The organism is Streptomyces sp. NPDC004658 (assembly GCF_040609555.1).
In the GTDB taxonomy this organism is placed as follows: Bacteria; Actinomycetota; Actinomycetes; order Streptomycetales; family Streptomycetaceae; genus Streptomyces.
The window spans coordinates 19,548-42,305 of sequence record NZ_JBEXKG010000061.1 but is presented as its reverse complement, the minus strand read 5'-3'; the positions used below and the strand labels follow the sequence as shown (position 1 = coordinate 42,305).

General features: G+C 73.1%; 25 protein-coding genes. 13 read left to right on the top strand and 12 right to left on the bottom strand.

What is annotated here, in order from left to right; all coding sequences use genetic code 11:
• From ABZV94_RS21555 to ABZV94_RS21535, 5 genes are all read left to right on the top strand, one after another.
• Positions 1-258: biotin/lipoyl-containing protein (locus ABZV94_RS21555; RefSeq protein WP_356342471.1), on the top strand; the 258-nt coding region annotated here is incomplete at its 5' end.
• 4 nt (positions 259-262) lie between these two features.
• Positions 263-1,216: a DMT family transporter gene (locus tag ABZV94_RS21550; protein ID WP_356342468.1), complete on the top strand. Its 954-nt coding sequence runs from the start codon at positions 263-265 to the stop codon at positions 1,214-1,216.
• Entirely contained in the window at positions 1,186-1,770 is a 585-nt protein-coding gene (locus ABZV94_RS21545; protein WP_356342466.1) for an NAD(P)H-dependent oxidoreductase, read from the top strand. Before ABZV94_RS21550 ends, ABZV94_RS21545 begins: the two co-directional genes overlap by 31 nt.
• Before the next feature lie 46 nt (positions 1,771-1,816).
• On the top strand, positions 1,817-2,698 hold the full coding sequence (locus ABZV94_RS21540) for an alpha/beta fold hydrolase (RefSeq protein ID WP_356342463.1): 882 nt from the start codon (positions 1,817-1,819) through the stop codon (positions 2,696-2,698).
• A complete protein-coding gene (locus tag ABZV94_RS21535; RefSeq protein WP_356342461.1) occupies positions 2,695-3,960 on the top strand; it encodes an MFS transporter in 1,266 nt (421 codons plus the stop codon). Before ABZV94_RS21540 ends, ABZV94_RS21535 begins: the two co-directional genes overlap by 4 nt.
• A gap of 3 nt (positions 3,961-3,963) precedes the next feature.
• Here ABZV94_RS21535 and ABZV94_RS21530 read toward each other — a convergent pair whose 3' ends face one another.
• From ABZV94_RS21530 to ABZV94_RS21515, 4 genes are all read right to left on the bottom strand, one after another.
• Positions 3,964-5,022 (bottom strand): NAD-dependent epimerase/dehydratase family protein, encoded by a 1,059-nt coding sequence (locus tag ABZV94_RS21530; protein WP_356342458.1) that lies wholly within the window; start codon positions 5,020-5,022, stop codon positions 3,964-3,966.
• A gap of 120 nt (positions 5,023-5,142) precedes the next feature.
• Positions 5,143-5,718 (bottom strand): winged helix-turn-helix domain-containing protein, encoded by a 576-nt coding sequence (locus ABZV94_RS21525; RefSeq protein WP_356342455.1) that lies wholly within the window; start codon positions 5,716-5,718, stop codon positions 5,143-5,145.
• 493 nt (positions 5,719-6,211) lie between these two features.
• Positions 6,212-7,243, bottom strand: a complete 1,032-nt coding sequence (gene glnII / locus ABZV94_RS21520) for a glutamine synthetase (protein WP_356342453.1) — start codon at positions 7,241-7,243, stop codon at positions 6,212-6,214.
• A gap of 198 nt (positions 7,244-7,441) precedes the next feature.
• Positions 7,442-7,915, bottom strand: coding sequence for a MarR family transcriptional regulator (locus tag ABZV94_RS21515; RefSeq protein WP_356342451.1), 474 nt, complete (start codon positions 7,913-7,915; stop codon positions 7,442-7,444).
• 68 nt (positions 7,916-7,983) lie between these two features.
• Here ABZV94_RS21515 and ABZV94_RS21510 point away from each other — a divergent pair, with 68 nt between their 5' ends.
• Entirely contained in the window at positions 7,984-8,838 is an 855-nt protein-coding gene (locus tag ABZV94_RS21510) for an alpha/beta fold hydrolase (RefSeq protein WP_356342449.1), read from the top strand.
• 3 nt (positions 8,839-8,841) lie between these two features.
• On the opposite strand, the gene ABZV94_RS21505 is transcribed toward ABZV94_RS21510, so the two are convergent.
• Positions 8,842-9,528, bottom strand: coding sequence for a hypothetical protein (locus ABZV94_RS21505; protein ID WP_356342447.1), 687 nt, complete (start codon positions 9,526-9,528; stop codon positions 8,842-8,844).
• A 119-nt stretch (positions 9,529-9,647) separates the two neighbouring features.
• Positions 9,648-10,019: an arsenate reductase family protein gene (locus ABZV94_RS21500; RefSeq protein WP_356342445.1), complete on the bottom strand. Its 372-nt coding sequence runs from the start codon at positions 10,017-10,019 to the stop codon at positions 9,648-9,650.
• Between the two features lie 163 nt (positions 10,020-10,182).
• Here ABZV94_RS21500 and ABZV94_RS21495 point away from each other — a divergent pair, with 163 nt between their 5' ends.
• The gene (locus ABZV94_RS21495; protein ID WP_356342443.1) at positions 10,183-10,497 is read left to right on the top strand and encodes a hypothetical protein; all 315 of its coding nucleotides are present in this window, start codon (positions 10,183-10,185) and stop codon (positions 10,495-10,497) included.
• A 53-nt stretch (positions 10,498-10,550) separates the two neighbouring features.
• Here ABZV94_RS21495 and ABZV94_RS21490 read toward each other — a convergent pair whose 3' ends face one another.
• On the bottom strand, positions 10,551-11,732 hold the full coding sequence (locus ABZV94_RS21490) for a winged helix DNA-binding domain-containing protein (RefSeq protein ID WP_356342441.1): 1,182 nt from the start codon (positions 11,730-11,732) through the stop codon (positions 10,551-10,553).
• Positions 11,733-11,924: 192 nt separating this feature from the next.
• On the opposite strand from ABZV94_RS21490, the gene ABZV94_RS21485 reads away from it, so the two are divergent.
• The gene (locus ABZV94_RS21485; protein WP_356342438.1) at positions 11,925-12,206 is read left to right on the top strand and encodes a hypothetical protein; all 282 of its coding nucleotides are present in this window, start codon (positions 11,925-11,927) and stop codon (positions 12,204-12,206) included.
• Between the two features lie 25 nt (positions 12,207-12,231).
• Here the strand turns inward: ABZV94_RS21485 and ABZV94_RS21480 are convergent, their stop codons facing one another.
• From ABZV94_RS21480 to glnA, 4 genes are all read right to left on the bottom strand, one after another.
• Positions 12,232-12,816 carry a hypothetical protein gene (locus ABZV94_RS21480; protein WP_356342436.1) on the bottom strand — a complete coding sequence of 195 codons (585 nt, stop codon included), beginning with the start codon at positions 12,814-12,816 and terminating at the stop codon, positions 12,232-12,234.
• A 3-nt stretch (positions 12,817-12,819) separates the two neighbouring features.
• A complete protein-coding gene (htpX, locus tag ABZV94_RS21475; RefSeq protein ID WP_356342434.1) occupies positions 12,820-13,740 on the bottom strand; it encodes a zinc metalloprotease HtpX in 921 nt (306 codons plus the stop codon).
• A 98-nt stretch (positions 13,741-13,838) separates the two neighbouring features.
• Positions 13,839-14,093 (bottom strand): hypothetical protein, encoded by a 255-nt coding sequence (locus tag ABZV94_RS21470; protein WP_356342432.1) that lies wholly within the window; start codon positions 14,091-14,093, stop codon positions 13,839-13,841.
• Between the two features lie 212 nt (positions 14,094-14,305).
• Complete coding sequence (gene glnA / locus ABZV94_RS21465) at positions 14,306-15,715, bottom strand: type I glutamate--ammonia ligase (protein WP_356342429.1); 1,410 nt, start codon at positions 15,713-15,715, stop codon at positions 14,306-14,308.
• Positions 15,716-15,925: 210 nt separating this feature from the next.
• Between glnA and ABZV94_RS21460 the strand changes: the two genes are divergently transcribed.
• A complete protein-coding gene (locus ABZV94_RS21460; protein WP_356342427.1) occupies positions 15,926-16,396 on the top strand; it encodes an RDD family protein in 471 nt (156 codons plus the stop codon).
• A 435-nt stretch (positions 16,397-16,831) separates the two neighbouring features.
• Here ABZV94_RS21460 and ABZV94_RS21455 read toward each other — a convergent pair whose 3' ends face one another.
• Positions 16,832-18,490 carry an FAD-dependent monooxygenase gene (locus ABZV94_RS21455; protein ID WP_356342425.1) on the bottom strand — a complete coding sequence of 553 codons (1,659 nt, stop codon included), beginning with the start codon at positions 18,488-18,490 and terminating at the stop codon, positions 16,832-16,834.
• A gap of 200 nt (positions 18,491-18,690) precedes the next feature.
• On the opposite strand from ABZV94_RS21455, the gene ABZV94_RS21450 reads away from it, so the two are divergent.
• The 4 genes from ABZV94_RS21450 to ABZV94_RS21435 are packed head-to-tail and all read left to right on the top strand — an operon-like array spanning position 18,691 to position 22,753.
• Positions 18,691-19,773, top strand: coding sequence for a SchA/CurD-like domain-containing protein (locus ABZV94_RS21450; RefSeq protein WP_356342422.1), 1,083 nt, complete (start codon positions 18,691-18,693; stop codon positions 19,771-19,773).
• Positions 19,774-19,807: 34 nt separating this feature from the next.
• Entirely contained in the window at positions 19,808-20,245 is a 438-nt protein-coding gene (locus ABZV94_RS21445) for a cupin domain-containing protein (protein ID WP_356342419.1), read from the top strand.
• Entirely contained in the window at positions 20,242-21,501 is a 1,260-nt protein-coding gene (locus tag ABZV94_RS21440) for a beta-ketoacyl-[acyl-carrier-protein] synthase family protein (protein WP_356342417.1), read from the top strand. The genes ABZV94_RS21445 and ABZV94_RS21440 overlap by 4 nt, the downstream gene beginning before the upstream one ends.
• 7 nt (positions 21,502-21,508) lie before the next feature.
• The gene (locus ABZV94_RS21435; protein WP_356342414.1) at positions 21,509-22,753 is read left to right on the top strand and encodes a beta-ketoacyl synthase N-terminal-like domain-containing protein; all 1,245 of its coding nucleotides are present in this window, start codon (positions 21,509-21,511) and stop codon (positions 22,751-22,753) included.
• Positions 22,754-22,758: the final 5 nt, after the last annotated feature.

The following is a 22,758-nucleotide window of genomic DNA, read 5'->3' as shown; positions in this document are numbered from 1 at the left end:
CCCAAGCGCCGCGCGGCGAAGAAGTCCGGCCCCGTCGCCTCGGGCGACACCCTCGCCTCGCCCATGCAGGGCACGATCGTGAAGATCGCCGTCGAGGAGGGCCAGGAGGTCAAGGAAGGCGACCTGGTCGTCGTCCTGGAAGCCATGAAGATGGAACAGCCCCTCAACGCCCACAAAGCCGGCACCGTCAAGGATCTCGGCGCCACGGTCGGTGCCTCCGTCACCTCGGGCGCCGCCATCTGCGAGATCAGGGACTGAACCGATGGCGCTGTCCGTGCTGCTGTGCCTGGTCTCGGCGCTGTCCTACGCGCTGGCGGCGCTCCTCCAGGAGCGCGCCGCCGCCGCCCCACGGCGGCCGGCCGGGGCCCTGCGCTCCGGGCCGTGGTGGGCGTCGCTGACGCTGAACGGCGGTGGCGCGCTGCTGCACGTGCTCGCCCTGCGGTGGGGCCCGTTGACGCTGGTGCAGCCACTCGGCGTGCTGACCGTCGTCTTCGCCCTGGCCGTCGCCGCGTTCGGCCGGGAACGCCGGGCGGCCGGGCGGACCGTGTGGGCCGGTGCGGGACTGGTCTCCGCCGGACTGGCCGGGCTCGGCTCGCTGGTCGAGGCCGGACCGGGCGTCGTACCGTCCGGCCGGGACCAGGTCCTGATCGCCGCGCTGGGCTGCGCGGGGCTGGCGGCGCTGGCCGGTCTCACCGCCCGGGTGCGCTGGGCGGCCGGGCGCAGCGCGGTGCTCGCCACGGCGGCCGGTGTCGCCTTCGGCATCGCCTCGGTGCACACCAAGGCGGTCGTCGACGGCTGGGGCGTGCTGGCCCCGCGAGCCGAGGCGGTCAACGTGGCGCTGACGGCCCTCATGGCCGTGGCGGGTCTGGTCGCCTCGCAGGCCTCGTACCGCGGCGGCGGACTCGTCGTCCCGCTGGTCACGGCGACCCTGGTCAACCCGGCCGTCGCCGCCCTGATCGGTGTCACCGCGCTGGACGACGGCTTCCGCTACGGCACGGCCGGACTGTTCTGCGTGGCCTCGGCGGCCGGCGCGGCGACCACGGGCCTGCTGATGCTGGCCGGCGAACGTGCCGCGCCCGGCACCGCCGGCCGCCGTTCGGCCGCCCCCGTCGCGGTCGCCGCCGTGTCCCACCCACCCGTCCGAGCAGGCGAGTTCCCCGTAGTCGATGTCGAAAGAGGCCGGCCGTGTCCGAAGACCCCCTGCGTCTCGCAGTGATCACCAGCAGTCCGCCGGAGAGCGCGTCCGGCCCGCTCGTCACCCACTGGCTGGCCCGGCAGGCCCGGCAGTACGGCGCGTTCCGGGTGGACGTCATCGACGCGGTGGAGGCGGACCTGCCGGCTGTCGTCTCCCCGGCGCGGGCGGCCGGGGCGCGGCGGCGGCTCGACGAGGTCGCGGCACGGATCGAGGCGGCGGACGCGTACGTCGTCGTCACCGCCGAGTACAACCACGGCTGCCCCGCCAGCCTGAAGAGCGTCATCGACTGGCATCCGACGCAGTGGCGCGGCAAACCGGTCTCGTTCGTCTCCTACGGCGGCCGGTCCCGGGGCCTGCGCGCCGTGGAGCAGCTGCGCCAGACCTTCGCCGAGCTGCATGTGGCCACCCTGCGGGACGGTGTCAGCTTCGCGGACGTCCGCGCCCACTTCGACGCGGACGGCAACCCGCGGGACGTACCCGGTGCCGAGGCGGCGGCGAAGACCATGTTCGGCCGGCTGGTGTGGTGGGCGGTCGCGCTCCGCCAGGCCCGCGACCGGCGCCCGTACACGGTCTGAGCGGGAAAGGCAGGCAGGGACCCAAGGCAGAGGTGAGGGTGAAGGCATGGAACGTAGCCCCAGATCCAGGACGTCGGGCGTCGCGGAGATCCTCCTCGACGGGGAGGGCATCCCCCTGTCCGGGCTGCACATCGAGCCGGCCGAGCAGCCGCCCCGGGCGGTGGTGGTCGCCGTGCACGGCGGGGGCATGACCGCCGGGTACTTCGACGGGCAGGCCCACCCGAGCCTGTCCCTGCTGCGGCTGGGCGCGAGCCTCGGCTTCGCGGTGCTCAGCCTGGACCGCCCCGGATACGGCAGCTCCGTCCTGCAGGTGCCGCACGGCCAGTGCCTCACCGAGCAGTCGGCCACGCTGCACGCGGCCCTGGACGACTACTCCCGGCGGTTTCCGACCGGCGCGGGCTTCCTGCTGGTGGCGCACTCCTTCGGCGGCAAGGTGGCGCTCACCGCGGCGGCCGACGACGTGCGCGGGCGGCTCATCGGGCTGGACGTCTCGGGCTGCGGCCACCGCTACGCCGCCGACCTGCCGGACGCCCCCTCCCCGCACGGCCGGACCGCGTGGAAACGGCACTGGGGTCCGCTCCGGCTCTACCCCCCGAACAGCTTCCGCTTCAGCCGGCCCCTGGTGGCGCCCATGCCCGCGGCGGAGGAGCGCGAGCTGCGGCAGTGGGCGGAGTTCTTCCCCGGCATCGCCGCCCGGGTGCGGGTGCCCGTACGGCTGACCTTCGCCGAGTACGAGGGCTGGTGGCGCTGCGATCCCGACACGCTGGCGGAGATGGCCGCGCATCTGCGGTCGACCACGGTGAGCGTGCACCACCAGCCGGACGCCGGGCACAACATCAGCCTCGGCTGGGCCGCCCGGTCCTATCATCTGCGCGCCCTCGCCTTCGCGGAGGAACTGCTCGCCCGGCGTGAACTGGCCACGGCGTGACACGGCAGGCCACGGAGACCCGGCCGGCGTCCCGCCGCGGCGCGGTCGCCCGGTCCCTGCGGGTCCGCACCTTCCGGCTGTTCTTCACCGGCCAGCTCGTCTCCGTCATGGGCACCTGGATGATGGTCGTCACCCAGGACTGGCTGGTGCTCTCCCTCAGCGACGACTCGCCCACCGTGCTGGGGCTGGTCACCGCTCTGCAGTTCCTGCCCATGCTGCTGCTCACCCTGTACGGCGGCCGGCTCGCCGACCGCCACGACAAGCGCAGGATCCTCATCACGGCGAACCTCACCGCGGGCGCGCTGTCCCTGGCCCTGGCCCCGCTGGTCCTGGCGGGCGCCGTGCGGGTGTGGCACGTGTGCGCCGCCGCCTGCTGCCTCGGCGTCGTCAACGCCGTCGAGACGCCGGCCCGGATGTCGTTCGTACAGGAGATGGTGGGCCCGGAGCTGCTGCCGAACGCCTCGGCGCTGAGCGCCGCCTACTTCAACATCGCCCGGATCTGCGGCCCCGCCCTGGGCGGTGTGGCGCTCACCTGGCTCGGGGCCGGTCCGGTGCTGCTGGTCAACGCGGTCAGCTACCTGGCCACCGTGGCCGCACTCGCCCTGATGCGCCCGGCGGAGCTGCGCCGGAGCGGCAGCGGCCCGCAGCAGGACCGGACCGTCGGCGCCCTGCGCTATGCCGCCGCCCGCCCCGACCTGATGCTCACCCTCGGGCTGCTGGCCCTCGTCTCCGTGGCCGGCATGAACTTCCAGCTGACCCTGCCCCTGCTAGCCAAGACCGTCTTCCACGCGGGCGCCGGCTCCTTCGGCCTGTTCACCTCGGCCGTCGCCGTCGGGTCGCTGCTGTGCGCGCTGGCCGGTACGGGCCGCCGTACCCGCCCCTCGGCCCGGCTGGTGGCCGGCGCGGCCGTCGCCTTCGGCACCGCGGAGTCCCTGACGGCGCTCGCCCCCGGCCGGACGGCCGCCCTGGCCCTGCTGGTCGTCACGGGGTACACCACGCTGTACTTCACCCAGGCCGTCAACCACCGTCTCCAGCTGGGCTCGGCACCGAGCCACCGGGGCCGCGTGCTGGCCCTGTACACCCTGCTCCTCCAGGGCTCCACCCCGCTGGGCGCCACACTGACCGGCTGGATCGCGGCCCACCACGGCACCCGCACGGCCCTCCTGCTCGGCGCGCTGGTCTCGCTCGCGGCCGGGCTCACCGCGCTGGCCCTCGACACGGTGAAGCACACCTCCCGCCCGGCTCCCTGCCGTTCTCGGTGAGGTTCAGGCGTCCGAGGACCCCTCCGGGAGGGTGGTGCCGGGTGCACCGCCGGCCCGCGCCAGCAGCTTCGCCTCCGTCTCCGGGTCCAGGTACGTGCGGGGCCGGTCCGGGCGCTGGGGCGCGCTGCCGCCGATCCGCGTCAGCCACCGCCAGGTGTCCGTGACCGTCTCGCCCACCGGCCGGCACACCAGCCCCGTGGCCACCGCACGCGACACGTCCGCGCCGTGCACGGCGTCGTACATCTCGCCGCCCGGCGGCACCCACACCGGCAGCTCGGTCCAGGGCTCGATCCCGGCCTGGAGGATCACCTCCGGGTCGGTCCAGCGCAGCTCCGCGTCCGCGCCGGTGACCCGCAGGCAGGCCTGGAGCAGCTCGCCCATGGTGGTGTGGCCGGGCGGGCTCACCAGGTTGTACGGGCCGGACAGCCCGCGCTCCAGCGCGCCGAGCAGCCACGCGGCGAGGTCGCGCACGTCGACGTACTGCACCGGCAGTCCGCGCGGGCCGGGGGCCAGGACCGGGCCGCCCCGGGCGATCCGGGTCAGCCACCAGGGCAGCCGGCCGACGTTCTCGTACGGGCCGAGGATCAGTCCGGCCCGGACCAGCAGCGAGTCCGCCGCGCCGAAGGCCCCGACGGCGGCCAGTTCGCCGCCCCGCTTGTCCCGCGCGTAGTCCGTCGCCCCGGCGTCCGCGGCGGCTCCCTCGACCAGCGGGGCGTCCTCCGTGCCGCCGCGCGGCCAGGGCCAGGCGTACACCGACCGGCTGGAGACGTACGCGTACCGCCCGGCCCGGCCGCGCAGCAGCCGGGCCGCCTCGTGCACGGCGCGCGGGGCGGCCGACCAGGTGTCCACCACGGCGTCCCACTCCTCGCCGCTTCCGCCGCCGGCCGCGGCGAGGGCGGCGAGGCCGTCGGGCGCCGTGCGGTCGCCGTGCAACGACCGCACCCCGGCCGGGGGGCGGTGCCGTCCCCGGTGGAAGACGGTCACCTCCCAGCCGCGTCCGAGCGCGGCCTCCACGACGGCCCGCCCCACGAACTCCGTTCCGCCCAGCACGAGAAGTCTCATGCCGGCATCGTGCACGGTCCGGGGCCGTGGCGGCGCGGGGCTCTGCCGAGGGCAGAACGACCGGCGGCAGCCGGGCGCGGGGTCACCGGTGCCCGCGGCCTCGCCGGAGGAGGGGAGCGGTCAGCGGGTGGTGGGCGGCGTGTACTTGTAGCCGACCCGGCGCACCGTCTGGATGGCCTGGCGGTGCTCGGCGCCCAGCTTGCGGCGCAGCCGGGCGATGTGGACGTCGACGGTGCGGCCGTCGCCGACATGGCCGTAACCCCACACCGTGGTGACCAGCTGGTCGCGGGTGTGCACCCGGTGCGGGTGCGCCACCAGGTGGGCCAGCAGCTCGAACTCCAGGTAGGTCAGGTCGAGTTCACGGCCGTCGACGCTGGCGGTGCGCCGCACGGAGTCGATCCGCACCAGCGGTTCGGTGCCGGGGGCCGCCTCGTCCTCCGGCTGGTCCTGGACCGCCACCGGCAGGAACGGGGGCCGCTGGTCGGCCGGCACGAGCACCAGGTAGCCGACCATCGGCGGCTGCCCCGGCAGGGTGGGCAGGGTGTGCTGCGGCGCGGGCAGCCAGGTGGCGCCGGGCGGCAGGAAGTCCGCGACGTCCACCACCTCGTCCCGGTCGACGGCGCGCAGCCGGTGCCGGCTGCCGTTCGCGGCGGGGGAGGTCAGGGTGGCGGTGGACAGGGAACGGGAGGTCGCCATGAGAGGTCAGCTCTTTCGCGCGAGGAGTTCGTCGGAAGGTGCGGCGGCCGCGATTCGTGGTCGGGCGCGCCGGAGGACGTACGTCGTTCCGCGCTGGCCGAAGGCCGGGGTGTACGGCTTTAGAGGGCCCGCGCGTTCCTCGCGGGGCAACACACACGGTCGAAGTCGTGGTGCTGACGGGAAGGCCAGAACGGCTCGAGGTCGTGGCGACCCGTCGCGGTGATCTGCTGGAAGCTGGCCATGCGTCCATTGAAGCAGAGGGGTGCGCCGGGCAGGACCCTTCTCTCACTGCTTGGACGCTTCCTTGGCGTGAAATTGACGTTGCGTCCGCCCCGAACCCCGACTTCACGCGCTGGTCAGCGGCTTGTCTCGGCCCGGCGGTGGCCGGATCGCCGTCTCACTGGCCGGACAACGGCGCGGGGCGGACGGCACCCGACGCGCGCGAGGGGCGCCCACCGTGACGGCGGGCGCCCCTCGGAGGCGGTGGAAGGGATCAGACCTGGCCGGCCTTCTCCAGCGCGGTGCAGCAGGTGTCCACCAGCAGGCGGGTCACCACGTACGGGTCGACGTTGGCGTTCGGACGGCGGTCCTCGATGTAGCCCTTGCCGTCCTTCTGGACCTGCCACGGGATGCGCACCGAGGCGCCGCGGTCGGAGACGCCGTAGGAGTACTTGTCCCAGGGGGCGGTCTCGTGCAGGCCGGTCAGGCGCTCGTCGATGCCGGCGCCGTAGTTCTTCACGTGGTCCAGCGGCTTGGAGCCCTCGCCGAGCGACTCGCACGCGGTGATGATCGCGTCGTACCCCTCGCGCATGGCCTTGGTGGAGAAGTTGGTGTGCGCGCCCGCGCCGTTCCAGTCGCCCTTGACCGGCTTGGGGTCCAGGGTCGCGGAGACGCCGAAGTCCTCGGCGGTGCGGTACAGCAGCCAGCGGGCCACCCACAGCTGGTCGGAGACCTCCAGCGGGGCGAGCGGGCCGACCTGGAACTCCCACTGGCCCGGCATGACCTCGGCGTTGATGCCGGAGATGCCGAGACCGGCCTTCAGGCAGTTCTCCAGGTGCGCCTCGACGATCTCCCGGCCGAAGATCTCGTCGGCGCCGACACCGCAGTAGTAGCCGCCCTGCGGGGCCGGGAAGCCGCCCTCCGGGAAGCCCAGCGGGCGGGAGCCGTCGAAGAAGGTGTACTCCTGCTCGATGCCGAAGACCGGCTCCTGCGCGGCGAACCGCTCGGCGACCTCGACCAGCGCGGCCCGCGTGTTGGACGGGTGCGGCCGCATGTCGGTGTCCAGCACCTCGCACAGCACCAGCACGTCGTCGCCGCCGCGGATCGGGTCGGGGCAGGTGAAGACCGGCTTGAGCACGCAGTCCGAGGAGTGGCCCTCGGCCTGGTTGGTGGACGAGCCGTCGAAGCCCCAGACCGGCAGCGCGTCGAGACCGGCCGGGGCACCCGTGATGATCTTCGTCTTGGAACGCAGCTTGGCCGTCGGCGCGGTGCCGTCGATCCAGATGTACTCAGCCTTGAAGGTCACGGGGCCACATCCTTCGGGGGTGGGTCGGGTGCACGGGCGGGTGCTGCGGCGCTGCGGCACCGGTACGCCGCTCGATCTGCCCGGCAGCCTGTCAACAGGCCGTTTCCCGGCCATTGCTCCACTGTGAACCCCGTGTTACCCGGTGGTTCTGTGTCCCGGTTCACCCGGTGAGGCCGCGCGGGGGGACGGAGAGGCCGCTCACTGCGCTCCGGCGGCGGCCTCCCGTACGCCGGTGAGGAAGCCCCGGATCGCCGCCAGCTGATGGTCGTCGCAGCCGCGCAGCAGCTCCACCGACCGCTCGATCAGCGGCCCGAAGAACGCCCAGCCCAGCTCCATCGCGCGGTCCTCCACCTCGATCACGACCCTGCGCCGGTCGCGCGCGCCGCGCACCCGGCGCACCAGCCCGGCCCCCTCCAGCCGGTCGACCAGAGCGGTCGTACCCGCCGAATTGAGCCCGAGCACGCCGCCGAGCCGCCCGGCGCTCATCTCCTCGCCGGCGCGCCGCGCGTCCATGAGCGCGATCAGGGCGCGCACGTCCGTGGGGTGCATGCCGTTGCGGTGCGCGAACCGGGCGCTGTGCAGGCCGAGTTCGACGGTGACGGCGCGCAGCAGGTGGACGATCTCCAGCTCCGGCCCCGGGGCGGGGCCGGACGGGGCGGGCGGGGTGGACACGCGGAGCCTCCCGGCTATCATCTCGCTCGGCGAATATCTTGCTGAGCGAGATGATAGGGGGCGGCGCCATGGCCGGACACGACCGTGCGGCATACCGGGTTGCGTACGACAAGGTGATGGCGAAGTGGCCCGCCGACCGCGAGGCGCTGACCGTCGCCACGCCCTTCGGCGAGGCCCACGTCACCGTCTGCGGCCCGCGCGACGCGCCGCCGCTGGTCCTGCTCCCGGGCGGCGGAGGGGCGACCTCCGCCTCCTGGTACGCACAGGCCGCCGACCTCTCCCGGATCCGCCGGGTGCACGCCGTGGACCTGCCCGGCGCCCCCGGGCTGAGCCGGGCCGGCGACCGCCACCCCCGTACGGTCGCCGACCTGGCCGACTGGCTGGACGCCGTCCTGGACGGCCTCGGCGTGGCCGTCACCGACCTCGGCGGCCACTCCTACGGCGGCTGGATCGCCCTGCACCACGCGCTGCGCGCGCCCGCGCGGGTGCGCCGTCTGTTCCTCCTGGACCCGACCCAGTGCTTCGCCGGGTTCAAGACGGCGTACCTGCTGCACGCGCTGCCGATGCTGCTGCGGCCCGCGCCCCGGCGGATCCGCGCCTTCCTGGAGTGGGAGACCGGGGGAGCGGCGCTCGACCCCGACTGGCTGGCCCTCCAGGAGGCCGCCGCCGGCTTCCCGGCCGCGAAACCGGTGACCGAACCCCGGCCCGAGCCCGACGCGCTGCGCGCCCTCGGGGTGCCGGTCCTGCTGCTCGTGGCCGCGAACAGCAGGACCCACGACCCTCATGAGGTGGTGGCGCGGGCCGGTGCGCTGCTGCCGCACGTGGAGACGGCCGTCCTGCCGGACGTCTCCCACCACGCGCTGCCGCAGACGGCACCGCCGGCCCTGATCCGCCACCTCACCGGCTTTTTGTCGGCTCCCTGAACCTCACCCCACCTTCTCGATCACCGCGCGCCGGATGAGGAACTTGCCCGGTTCCCGGACCTGTTCGAAGGCGGCGTTGTTCAGCAGGACGCAACTGCCGGAGACGGACGTCACCTTCACCGTGGTGGACTTGTTGTTGTCCAGGTTGGTGACCTTCAGGGTCGTCCCCGCCGGGAACTGGTTGCTGGACGCGGCCGGGGCGCCGCCCTCGCCGGAGAGCGTCACGGTGGAGCCCTTGCAGACCTGCTCACCGGCCGCCTGCTGACCGGCACCGGCACCCTGCTGGGCGTCACCGGCCTGCTGACCGGCACCCTGCTGGCCCGCGGCCTGCCCGGCGTCGCCGCCCTGCGCCGCCTGGGAGCCCTGAGCCGACTCCCCAACGGTGCAACCGGACGCCTTCTGCTGGACCTTGATCTGCTCGATGACCGCCTGCCGGTTGGCGATCCGGGCCGCCGACTGCGCGTCCGGTTTCGCCTTCTGGTCCGCGATGAACCTCTCGTTGTTGCCGAGGGCCGTGGCCAGCCCCTGGCAGACGGTCGAGTCCCCGGCGGACAGCGTCTTGGCGTTCTGCGGGCTCTGCGCGGCGTTCGAGGTGGACGCCAGGGCGAACGCCCCACCGCCCGCCACCGCCGCGGCGCTGACGAGCAGCGCGAGCTTCTTCTTCGTACCGAGAGTTCTCCTGCGCGACATGCGCGCCTCCTGAAGAGGTAGGGGAGCGTACGCCGCTATGTACGAGATACCGAACGAGGTTACTCAGCGGTTACAGGAGTCAGTGAAGTGACCTGCGTCACGCCGCAGTTGACCTGCCCTCAGCCCTTGCCGCTGTGGGAGAGGGCCTCGCGTACGGCCTCCTCACTGCGGGCCACCAGCGTCGTGCCGTCGTCCGCCGTGATGATCGGGCGCTGGATCAGCTTGGGGTGCTCGGCGAGCGCCGCGATCCAGCGGTCCCGCGCGCTGTCGTCCCGCGGCCACTCCTTGAGCCCCAGCTCCTTGGCGACCGGCTCCTGGGTGCGGGTGATGTCCCACGGTTCGAGCCGCAGCCGGTCGAGCACGGCCCTGATCTCGTCGGCGCTCGGCACGTCCTCCAGGTAACGCCGGACGGTGTACTCCGCCCCCTCTGCGTCGAGCAGGCTGATCGCGCTGCGGCACTTGGAACACGCGGGGTTGATCCAGATCTCCATGCCGCACACGGTACGCGAAAACCGTTCGGCACCCCCGTCACTGGAGCCCCGAAAGCCCTTGTGGCCAGGGGCTTTTGTCAGTGGTGGCCCGTAGAATAGAAGCAGTGTTCGAGGGTGCGCGCCGGACCCCGGTGCGTGCCCTGACCGCGACAGGAGGATGCCTGTGCCCGCTGCCGCCCTGAAGCCGAAGCCGTTGCCGACCCAGTCCACCGCCACCCGTCCCGTGCTGTTCGACTCGCCCTACGAGCCCGTGGCGAAGCGACCGCTGCCGGCCGGACGGCCGCGCGAGTGGTACGTCGCCCACAACCGGCGTCTGAAGGCCATGCGCCTGGCCATAGCCCTGCTCGACTCCGGGGTGTATCTCCCGGGCCAGGCCCGGAACGAGACGATCCGCAGCACGGCGGAGCGGATCGGGATGCGCCCGCCGTCCGACACCACCTGCCACATGGTGCGGGCACTGATGCGGTACGCGCGCTGAGCCGGCCCTGACGCCGGGTGCCCCGCGTCACCGGCGCGGGGCACCCGGCACCGTCACGCCGTCAGCTCCCGCTCCAGCGGCGTCCGGAAGCGCGGGGTGATCCGGGCGGCGCCCAGCCAGGCGCGCAGGCGTTCCGCCTCCACGGCGACCTCCGCCGCGGCCTCCCGGCGGACGCCCTCCTCGGGGATCCGCCAGACGATCTCGCCGTCCGCGCGCTGGGCCCAGCCCCCCACCACGCGGCCGTTCCACCACACCGTCGGACCGACGTTGCCGCTGCGGTCGAAGAGCAGGGGACGCAGCGCCGGGTCCAGATACCAGTCCCGCTGCTGCCACGCCATGGCCGTGGGATCCAGGGCGGGCAGCAGTGCCGCCCAGGGCGCGCCGGGAGCCGCCACCGGCTCCGCGTCCCCGGCACCGACGTATCCGGTGCCCTCGTCCAGGCGGACCTCCTCGGCGCCGATCGCCGCCAGCGCGCGGCGGACCTCCCTGACCGGCCAGCCCGTCCACCACTTCAGGTCCGCCTCGGTCGCCGGGCCGCACGCCCGCAGCCAGTGGCGCAGCAGGGCCGCCTGGGCCTCGGCCGCGTCCAGTTCGGGGTGGGGCGGCGCCGGCGCCCAGCGGAACTGGCTCGACGTCCAGGAGCCGAGCGGGCGGCCCCGGACCACCTTGCCCTCCAGGCCCAGCACGCGCAGCAGGCGGGTCGAGACCGTGTGGACGCCCTCGTAGCTCTTCCCGGCCGCGTGGACGAACCGCTCGCGCAGGCGGGGCTCGTCAGCCGCCAGCTCCGCCGCCGTCGCCTGGCCGCGCCGGGCCAGCGCGGCGAGCGCGGCCTCCTCGACCTCCGCCAGCCAGGCCGCGTCCGGGGCACCCGCGCTCGCCATGTCCCGCAGCAGGGCCGCGCGCTCCCGGGCGGCCACCACGAGGCCCGTCGAGGCGTGGACGACGGCCGTCAGGTCCGCCGGGAACACGAAGACCGTGTGGCGCATGCCGTGCATCCGCACCAGCGTGCGGTCCTCGTACAGCGCCCGCTCCGTCTCCCGTACCGCCTTCGCCGGGTCGGTCAGCCGGGCGGCCACCGCCAGGTGCACGGTCGCCGGGTCCGAGCCGTGCAGGGCGACCAGGGAGGCCGCGACGTCCTCGGGTGCCGCCGCCCGTGCCGCCCCGGCCAGCCGGTGCCGCACCGCCAGCCGCGCCTGCCGCTCCGCCACGCCGATGTACCGCCGTTCCTCCGCCATACCGCTCTCCCCTCCGGCTCACGATGCGTCCTCGCCATGGTCGCCGGTGCCACTGACAACGCGCGCGGGACCGGGCAGGGCCGGCGCCGGCCGGCACCGGCGCCCCGAAAAACCGGGTGCACCCCTCGTGACGGCCTCCCTACGCTGGGCAAACGGAAGCAAATCCCCTCGACTCACCCGCGGAGGTCCGTCATGCGTGGCATTCTCGCGACCGGGACCGTCGTCCTGGTGATCCTCGGAATCGGACACCACCTCTGGTGGCTCGCGGCCGTGGCCCTGCTGTATCTGTACGCGACGCACGGCCGTGGCTCGCCCGGCACCACCCCGCCCACCGGAACCGGCACCGGCGCGGTGCCCGACAGCTACCGGGCGTACCGGGACCGCCGGGACCGGCAGGCCAGGTGGGAGCGCCGCTACCGCCGCGAGCGGCCCTTCGAGGCCCGGCGGCAGGAGCGGGAGAAGAGCCGGAAGTGAGCGGGCGCGGGGGCGTCGCCGGCCGTCACAGGCCGGGGGCGCCCCACACCGGGAACCAGCGGCCCAGGTCCTGCTCGATCCGCAGGTCGTTGTCGAGCGTGGCCTTCAGCTGGAGCTCCAGCGCGGTGTCCCGCCGCTCGGCGGCACCGGGCAGCGGGGCGAACGGGTAGAACGTGCCGCGCTTGTAGAGGTAGACGAGCGCCAGCTTCCGGCCGGTGCCGTCCGTGAACCCGGCGAGCGAGCACAGCAGCTGCGGGCCGAAGCCGTTGACCTCCAGCGAACTGTTCACCGCGTGCAGGTCGTTGACCAGCTCGGGCAGCTGGTCGGGGGAGCGCTGGGACACCAGCCAGGAGTAGCCGTAGGCGTCCCGGCGCAGCTCCACCGGCGGGCCGGTCCGGTCGGTGTCCGCGTCCAGCAGCGCCTGCACCTCACGGTGCATCTGCTCGAAGGCCGCGCCCTCCACCGTGGCGAAGCACACCGCCCCGCCCCCGGTCGGCGTGAAACCCGCCGCCGCCTCCAGCGTCACGGCCGCCGACGGCAGCGCGAACAGCTGGTCGAGATCGGGCGCGACCGGCTTCGTACGGCCCAGCAGGATGTCCAGCAGCCCCACCGGTCAGCCCGCCTTCCCCGGGGTGGCGGCCTCACCCAGCTCCGCCGAGATCCGGCCCAGCTGCTCCAGCCGCTGCTCCAGGGTCGGGTGCGTGGAGAAGAACCGCTCGATGCCGGGCTCCCGGCCGGTCGCCGGGGTGAAGTAGAACGCGTTGAACGCCTGGGCCGTGCGCAGGTCCTTGGTGGGGATGCGCGCGATCTCCCCGGACACCTTGGTGAGCGCCGCCGCCAGCGCCGAGGGCCGGCCGGTCAGATGCGCCGCGGCCCGGTCGGCCGCCAGCTCCCGGTACCGGGACAGCGACCGGATCAGCAGGAAGCTGATCGCGTACACGGCCGCCGAGACGCCCAGGACCGCGGCGAAGACGGCGGCGGTGTTCTGGTCCCGGCGGCCCGAGCCGAAGACCTGGGAGTAGAAGGCGAACCGCACGATCAGGCCCGCGAGCACCCCGAGGAACGACGCGACGGTGATCACGGCGACGTCCTTGTGCCGCACGTGCGACAGCTCGTGCGCGATCACGCCCTCCAGCTCCGCCGGGTCCAGCCGGCGCAGCAGCCCGGTGGTCACGCAGACCACCGCGTGCTCGGCGCTGCGCCCGGTCGCGAACGCGTTCGGCATGTCCATCTCGGACACGGCGACCACCGGCTTGGGCAGGTCCGCGATCGCGCACAGCCGGTCGACCACGGCGTGCAGCCCGGGATACTCCTCCCGCTCCACGACCCGCCCGCGCATGGCGAACATCGCGATCCGGTCGGAGAACCAGAACTGCGCCACGAACAGCGCCCCGATCAGAACGGCGACCAGCACCCAGGACTTCAGCAGCACGATCAGCGCGGCGACGAAACCCACGTACAGCAGCCCGAGCAGGAACAGCGTGAGACCCATGCGCACGGTCAGCCGCCGATCGCTCCGGAACCGGCTCTGCATCTTGCATCACCCCGCAGTCAGGCACTCGTCCCGCTGTCCAGTGTGCACCTGCCGACTCCCATGAAGTGGTCCGGAACCGCTCTAGGCGGGGCAAAGGGTCAGTACGGAGAGCGCATCTGCGCGTACCCCAGCAGCACGATGACCGCGGCCACGCAGCCGAGCACCACGGCCGTCGAGACCCAGGAGGACCGGCGCGGCACCGGGTCCGGGTCGGCACGGAAGGGCGCCGGCGCCGGCGGGTTCTCCTTCCAGCGGGCGGCGAGCATCCGGGCCCGGGCGGAGGGCTCCTTGTGCTCGGCGGAGTTCGCCCAGGTGTGATCGAACTCGCGTTCCCAGTCGTCCTGTTCCGCCATCCCCGTTCAACCTCTCTCGTCCGGCACGGTCGGGAAGGATGATCTCCCGACAATAGGAAGCATGGGAAGCGGGAAAGGTTGCACGGGCTCACGAGCCGGTCGGCCGCGGCGGCGCACACGGCTCCGGTACTCCGTGGTGCGCCCGCGCACGCCGAGGCCCCGCCGCTCCCGGGGGAGCGGCGGGGCCTCGGTCCGGCGCCTCGGCGCGTCTGTCACACGTCGAAGTACAGCTCGAACTCGTGCGGGTGCGGACGCAGCTGGAGCGGGGCGATCTCGTTGGTGCGCTTGAAGTCGATCCACGTCTCGATCAGGTCGGACGTGAACACGTCGCCCTGGAGGAGGAACTCGTGATCGGCCTCCAGCGCGTCGAGGACGGCGCCGAGGGAGGTCGGGACCTGGGCGACGTTCGCGTGCTCCTCGGGAGCCAGCTCGTACAGGTCCTTGTCGATCGGCTCGGCCGGCTCGATCTTGTTCTTGATGCCGTCCAGGCCCGCGAGGAGCAGGGCCGAGAAGGCCAGGTACGGGTTGCCGGAGGAGTCGGGCGCGCGGAACTCGACGCGCTTGGCCTTCGGGTTGGAGCCCGTGATCGGGATGCGCATCGCGGCGGAGCGGTTGCGCTGCGAGTACACCAGGTTGATCGGCGCCTCGAAGCCCGGCACCAGACGGTGGTAGGAGTTCACCGTCGGGTTGGTGAAGGCCAGCAGCGACGGGGCGTGCTTGAGGATGCCGCCGATGTAGTAGCGGGCGGTGTCCGACAGGCCCGCGTAGCCGGCCTCGTCGTAGAACAGCGGGTCGCCGTTGCTCCACAGCGACTGGTGCACGTGCATGCCCGAGCCGTTGTCACCGAAGATCGGCTTCGGCATGAAGGTCGCGGTCTTGCCGTTGCGCCAGGCGACGTTCTTCACGATGTACTTGAAGAGCTGCAGGTCGTCGGCGGCGGCGAGCAGGGTGTTGAACTTGTAGTTGATCTCCGCCTGGCCGGCCGTGCCGACCTCGTGGTGCTGGCGCTCGACCTTCAGGCCGGACCGCTCCAGCTCCAGGGAGATCTCGGCGCGCAGGTCGGCGAAGTGGTCGACCGGGGCGACCGGGAAGTAGCCGCCCTTGTAGCGGACCTTGTACCCGCGGTTGTTCTCCAGGGCGCCGGTGTTCCAGGCGCCGGCCTCGGAGTCGATGTGGTAGAAGGACTCGTTCGCGGAGGTGGCGAAACGGACGCTGTCGAAGACGTAGAACTCGGCCTCGGGACCGAAGTACGCGGTGTCCGCGATCCCGGTCGACGCCAGGTACGCCTCCGCCTTCTTCGCCACGTTGCGCGGGTCACGGGAGTACTGCTCGCCCGTGATCGGGTCGTGGATGAAGAAGTTGATGTTGAGGGTCTTGTCACGGCGGAACGGGTCCACACGGGCGGTGGACAGGTCGGCACGCAGAGCCATGTCGGACTCGTGGATGGCCTGGAAACCACGGATCGACGATCCGTCGAAGGCAAGCTCCTCGTCCGGGTCGAACGCCTCAACGGGCACCGTGAAGTGCTGCATGACGCCCGGCAGGTCGCAGAAGCGGACGTCGACGAACTTGACGTCCTCGTCCGCGATGAACTTCTTGGCCTCGTCGGCGTTCTGGAACATCCAGCTCCTCCTACTCCCGACCGTCCTCGCCGGGGTGGTAGATCGTTCGTGCGGCCAGTGCGGTGGCACACGCTGGTCTCGACCCTAGGGACGGGTGATTTCTCGGGCGTGACCCATTTGTTTCGCAGAAGTTAACCGGCCACGTGTCCACCGTAGCCCCGACACACCCCTGTGCGTAGTGCCCGAAACCGGGCACAGTACCGTGGGGGCGTGGACAACAGGCAGGCAATCGGATCGTGGCTCTCCGGGCCGCGCGCGGCCATGGAAGAGGCGGGCGCCGACTTCGGATACCGGGGCGAACAGCTCGGTCTCCCGGAGCACGGCCCGAACTCGATCGCACGGCCGGGACGGCGCCTCGGCGCACTCGCCGTGGACTGGGCGCTGTGCGTCCTGATCGCATACGGCCTGATCACCGACGGCTATCGCGCCCCTGCGACGAGCAACTGGGCGCTCGGCGTCTTCTTCGTCCTGAGCGTCCTGACCGTCGGCACCGTCGGCTTCACCCCCGGCAAGCGCCTCTTCGGCATCCGCGTCGTCGCCCTCCGGACGGGCACGGTCAGCCCGGGGCGCGCCCTGCTGCGCACCGTCCTGCTGTGCCTCGCGGTCCCCGCCCTCATCTGGGACCGCGACGGCCGCGGCCTGCACGACCGGCTCGCGGGGACGGTCGAGGTACGGATCTGACCGTGTGGTCCCGGGGGCCCGGCACGCGCCCGGGTGACCCCGGGCCCCCGCGGAGTACGACTGCGCCGCGGTGGATCGCGCGCACGCGGCGCATGACCCCGCGCCTGCCGGTCAGGCGGTACGGGGCCCTGCGACCCGCGCTCGTGCAGTACGTGCCCTGCCGCCGCTCACGCCGTTCACTTCGTCCGTGGCCCAGCGCCCGCCGCACCACGGCGCGCGGCTCCGCGCCCCTCTCCGGGCGTCACAGCGTCGGGCTCCCGCCGGCACATCCGTTGCGCCGGACCCAGCGTTCACCCTCCGCGACACCGCGACCGACGACCGCCCTCCGCAGCGGACGGTACGGCCCCGCCGTGGAGCCGCACGGGGATGCGGCACCCGGCGGCGGCACCTCGGCGCCGGGCACTGCCGCAGCCCTGCGGACGCCGTGCCCAGCGGTCACCCCTTCCGCAGCACCGTCGCCAGTACGTCCCGCAGCTCCGCCTCCGCATCGGGCGCGGCGCCCGGCGCGCGCCAGGCCACGAACCCGTCCGGCCGTACCAGCACCGCGCCGTCGGCCGTCGTGCCGTGCAGGGCCGCCCAGTCGGAGCCGGCTGCGGGACCGTCCCCGTCGTAGGTGAGGTCGGCGTCCGCGCCCGTACCGATGCGGTACGCCTCCAGGCGTACGCCGTCCGTGCGGGCGATCCGCCGGGCGGCGGCGTGCCAGGCCCCGCCCGCGGCCGACCCGGCGTCGCAGAGCAGCACCAGCGACCGCTCGTAGAGGTCGATCGTGGAGATCCGTTCGCCCGCGCGGCGCAGCCACAGGTGCGGGGCCCGGCTGCCCGGGTCCGCGGTCAGCCGTACCCCGTCGGGCACGACCGGCTGGGCGGGGTCCGCGCCGATGACGGCGCCCTCCAGGTAGCGGTAGGCGAGGACGACGGGGAGGATGCCGCTGCGCGGGCCGCCGCCGACGCCGGGCGTGGGCGCGAAGCCGGGGTGGCTGTGCTCCACCGAGCGGGCCGAGGCGCGGGCGCTGGTCGCGAGGGCGACGGGCCGGCGCTCGGAGTCGTACGTCTCCAGCAGGCCGGGGCCGGCCCAGCCGTCGAGGACGGCGGACAGCTTCCAGGCCAGGTTGTGGGCGTCCTGGATGCCCGTGTTGGAGCCGAAGGCGCCGGTCGGGGACATCTCGTGGGCGGAGTCGCCGGCCAGCAGCACCCGGCCCGCCGTGTACCGCTCGGCGACGCGTTCGGCGGCCCGCCAGGACGCCTTTCCGGTGATCTCGACGTCCAGGTCGGGGACGCCGACGGCCAGCCGGATGTGCCGCTGGAGCCGCTCCTCCGTGAACTCCTCCAGCGTCTCGCCCTGCTCCGGGTGCCAGGGTGCGTGGAAGACCCAGTGCTCCTTGTTGTCGACCGGCAGCAGGGCGCCGTCGGCCTCCGGGTTGGTCAGGTAGCAGCAGATGAAGTGCCGGTCGCCGACCGTCTCGGCGAGCAGCTTGGACCGGAAGGTGACGCTCACGTTCGCGAAGAGGTCGCCGGGTCCGCTCTGCCCGATGCCGAGCCGCCGCCGGACCGGGCTGCGCGGCCCGTCGCACGCCACCAGGTAGTCCGCCCGGACCTTGTACAGCTCGTCGCTGTCCCGGTCCCGGACCAGCGCCGTCACTCCTTCGGGGTCCTGCTCGAAGCCCTCCATCTCGTGGAAGTACCGCAGGTCCCCGCCGAGCGCGCGGGCGCTCTTCAGCAGTACCGGCTCCAGGTCGTTCTGGCTGCACAGGCACCAGGTCGTCGGACTGAACTTCGCCAGCCCGCCGCCCGGGTCGATGTGCTTGAACAGCCATTCGCCGGCGTCGCCGACCAGCGTCGGCGTCTGGAGGATGCCGTGGTTGGCCGCGAGGAGCGAGGCCGCCGCCTTGATGTCCGGCTCGATGCCGGCCACCCGGTACAGCTCCATCGTGCGCAGGTTGTTGCCGCGGCCACGCGGGTGGATCGAGGTCCCGGAGTGCCGCTCGACGAGCATGTGGGGTACGCCGAGACGGCCCAGGAACAGGGAGAGGGACAGGCCCACCAGCGAACCGCCCACGACGAGGACGGGCACCTGGTGATCGGCTTTCTGCTGCATCAAGGCTCCAGAGGCAGGGGTGGGGATGTGAGGCGCGTTGCTGTTTCTGTGCCCTCTGGGACGGCTTTCGCGTGCTCAATCACCCACGTGGTTCACGCGAGTCGCGCGTTGTGCGGGAAGCGGCACAGGATCAAGAAGCGCTGACGTCGCGTCATCGGCGGCCGGCGTTCGCCTCTGCCCCCGTGAAGGAGATGCGCAGCATGACCACCTTGTCGGAAAAGATGTCGGACCAGTCGACGCGTGAGGTGTCGAAGAGGGTCTCCCAGTCCGTGTTCGACGGCTCCCGTCTCCGGGTCGTCCTGCTCGTGGACGTCCACGACGGCGCCCAGCAGCAGTTCCTGGAGGCCTACGAGCAGCTGTGCAACCAGGTGGCGCAGGTGCCCGGCCACGTCAGCGACCAGCTGTGCCAGTCGATCGAGAACCCCTCCCAATGGCTCATCACCAGTGAGTGGGAGAGCGCCCCGCCGTTCCTCACCTGGGTGAACAGCGAGGAGCACGTGCGGATGGTGGAACCGCTGCACAGCTGCGTCCGGGACACCCGGTCGCTGCGGTTCCACATCGTCCGCGAGACCGGCGGCGAGCCGGCCGGGGCCGCGTCGCGGCGCCGTCTCCAGGCGTCCCCGCGGATCGGGGACGGCGTGATCCGGCACGCGCTGACCTTCACGGTCAAGCCGGGCAGCGAGGAGAAGGTCGCGAAGATCCTCGCGGACTACGCCTCGCCCCAGGCGCGGGTCGACGAGAACACCCGGCTGTGCCGCACCTCCCTGTTCATGCACGGCAACCGGGTCGTGCGGGCCATCGAGGTGCGCGGCGACCTGCTCGCGGCGCTGCGGCACGTCGCCCGGCAGCCCGAGGTGCGGGCCGTCGAGGAGGCCATCAACCCCTATCTGGAGCAGGAGCGGGACCTGAACGACCAGGAGTCCGCGCGGGTGTTCTTCACCCGGGCGGCGTTGCCGGCCGTGCACCACGTCACCGCGGACGAGCTGACCGAGGGCGAGCGGCAGGCGCTGTACTACCCGGCCCGGCCGGACTGCGGGATGCGGCTGGCGGAGCTGCTCGCCCAGCAGGACGAGGCGGAGGCGGCGGACCCGGACAGCCCGGTGCTGCGCAGCACGATCTTCCAGCGCGACGACGTCGTCGTCCGGCTGATCGACGTACGTCCCGGGGCGGACGCCCGCGCCCTGCTGCCGGAGCCCGGTCGCCAGGCCGCCCTGAGCACCCTGCTGGACGGCGAGCCCGTCGGCATGGACCTCGTCACCGACCGCCGCTCGCCGGACGCCTGAGCCCGGCAGGCCAGCACACCAACGGAGGAACGTCGTGATCAAACCCCTTCCGAAGATCGTGGACCTGAGCGAGATCGAGCCCAACACCCGGCGCGGGGGTGATCTGCGCGCCATGCTCACCCCGGCCACGGTGGGCTCCACCAGCGGCTTCATGGGCGTGGCCATCGTGCAGCCCGGCGACCGCATCGGCGAGCACTACCACCCCTACTCCGAGGAGTTCGTGTACGTCCTGTGCGGGCAGCTGGAGGTGGACCTGGACGGCGAGCCGCACCCGCTGCGCCCCGAGCAGGGGCTGATGATCCCCATCAACATGCGGCACCGCTTCCGCAACGTCGGCAACGTGGAGGCGCGGATCGTCTTCCACCTGGGCCCGCTGGCCCCCCGGCCGGCCCTCGGCCACGTCGACACCGAGGAGACGGAGGCCGTCGCCGTCGCCGCCGATCCGGCCGACCGGGCACGGGTCGGCTCATGAACCGGCGCGTGGCGGTCACCGGCATAGGCGTCGTCGCCCCGGGAGGGATCGGCGTACCGGCGTTCTGGGACCTGCTCGCCGAGGGCCGTACCGCGACGCGGGGCATCACGTTCTTCGACCCGACCGGGCTCAGGTCCCGGATCGCCGCCGAGTGCGACTTCGACCCCGCCGCGTACGGCCTGGACGCCGAACAGGTCGAACGGGCGGACCGGTACATACAGTTCGCCCTGGTCGCCGGCGAGGAGGCGGTCCGGGACTCCGGGCTCGACCTGGAGCGGGAGGACCCCTGGCGGGTCGGTGTCTCCGTGGGCACCGCCGTCGGGGGCACCACCCGGCTGGAGCACGACTACGTCCTGGTCAGCCATCGCGGGCAGCGCTGGGACGTCGACCACACCGAGGCGGAGCCGCAGCTGCACCGGGCGTTCTCGCCGAGCACCGTGGCCTCCGCGGTGGCGGAACGTTTCGGCGCCCAGGGTCCCGTGCAGACCGTGTCCACCGGCTGCACCTCGGGACTCGACGCGGTCGGGTACGCCTTCCACACCGTCCAGGAGGGCCGCGCCGACATATGCATCGCGGGAGCCTCGGACTCTCCGATCTCCCCGATCACCATGGCCTGCTTCGACGCGATCAAGGCCACCTCACCGAACAACGACGACCCCGCGCACGCCTCCCGCCCCTTCGACAACAACCGTGACGGCTTCGTCATGGGCGAGGGCGGCGCGGTGCTCGTCCTGGAGGAACTGGAGCACGCCCGGGCCCGCGGTGCCCACGTGTACTGCGAGTTCGGCGGCTACGCCACCTTCGGCAACGCCTACCACATGACCGGCCTGACCAAGGAGGGCCTGGAGATGGCGCGGGCCATCGACACCGCCCTCGACCAGGCGCGTCTCGACCCCACGGCGATCGACTACGTCAACGCGCACGGCTCCGGCACCCGGCAGAACGACCGCCACGAGACGGCGGCCGTGAAGCGGGCGCTCGGCCACCACGCCTACGACACCCCGATGAGCTCCATCAAATCCATGGTGGGGCACTCCCTCGGGGCGATCGGCGCCATCGAACTCGTCGCCTGCGTCCTGGCCCTCGCCAAACAGGTCGTCCCGCCGACCGCGAACTACGAGATCCCCGACCCCGAGTGCGACCTGGACTACGTCCCGCGCGTCGCCCGCGAACGGAAGCTGACCAGCGTGCTGTCCGTGGGCAGCGGGTTCGGCGGCTTCCAGTCCGCGGTGATCCTGACCCGGCCGAGGGAGTGAGGACACGATGAGCGAACCGCAGGACCGGCACGCGGCCATCACCGGCATCGGGGTGGTCGCGCCCAACGGGACCACCACCGGCACCTTCTGGAAGGCCACCCAGGAGGGCCTCAGCGTCCTCGACCGGGTCACCCGCGAGGGCTGCGAGCACCTTCCCCTCAAGGTGGCCGGTGAGGTCCGCGCCTTCGAACCGGCCGCCACGATCGAGGAGCGCTTCCTCGTCCAGACCGACCGGTTCACGCACTACGCCATGGCCGCGGCCGACTTCGCACTGGACGACGCCCGGCTCGCGCTGGCCGACACCCCCGACGCGCCGTACTCCATCGGCGTCGTCACCGCGGCCGGGTCCGGCGGCGGCGAGTTCGGCCAGCGCGAACTCCAGCAACTGTGGGGCAAGGGAAGCCGGTTCGTCGGGCCGTACCAGTCCATCGCCTGGTTCTACGCGGCGAGCACCGGCCAGGTGTCCATCCGCCGCGGCTTCAAGGGACCCTGCTCGGTCGTCGCCTCCGACGAGGCCGGCGGCCTGGACGCCCTCGCCCACGCGGCACGGGCCGTGCGGCGCGGCACCGACGTGATCGTGGCAGGCTCCACCGAGGCGCCCCTCGCGCCGTACTCGATGGTCTGCCAGCTCGGCTACGAGGAACTGAGCCGGGAGACGGACCCGTCCCGGGCCTACCGCCCGTTCACGGACGGGGCCTGCGGGTTCGTGCCCGCCGAGGGCGGCGGGATGCTCGTGGTCGAGGCGGCCGGCGCCGCCCGGGCCCGCGGCGCCGGCATCAAGGCCGTCGTCGCCGGCCACGGGGCCACCTTCACCGGCGCCTCCCGCTGGGACCGGTCCCGGGACGGGCTCGCCCAGGCCGTCCGCCAGGCCCTGGAGGAGGCCGGCTGCGCCCCCGAGGAGGTCGACGTCGTCTTCGCCGACGCCCTCGGGGTACCGGAGGCCGACCGGGCGGAGGCCCTGGCGATCGCCGACGCCCTCGGCGCGCACGGCACCCGGGTGCCGGTCACCGCCCCCAAGACCGGGATCGGCCGGGGGTACTGCGCGGCCCCCGTGCTGGACACCGCGGCGGCCGTGCTCGCGATGGAGCACGGCCTGATCCCGCCGACGCCGAACGTCTTCGACGTCTGCCACGAACTCGACCTCGTGACCGGCAGCGCCCGCGCCGCCGAACTGCGGACGGCGCTGATCCTCAGCCGCGGACTCATGGGGTCGAACTCGGCGCTGGTGCTGCGACGCGGCACCGCGCAGTGAGCACA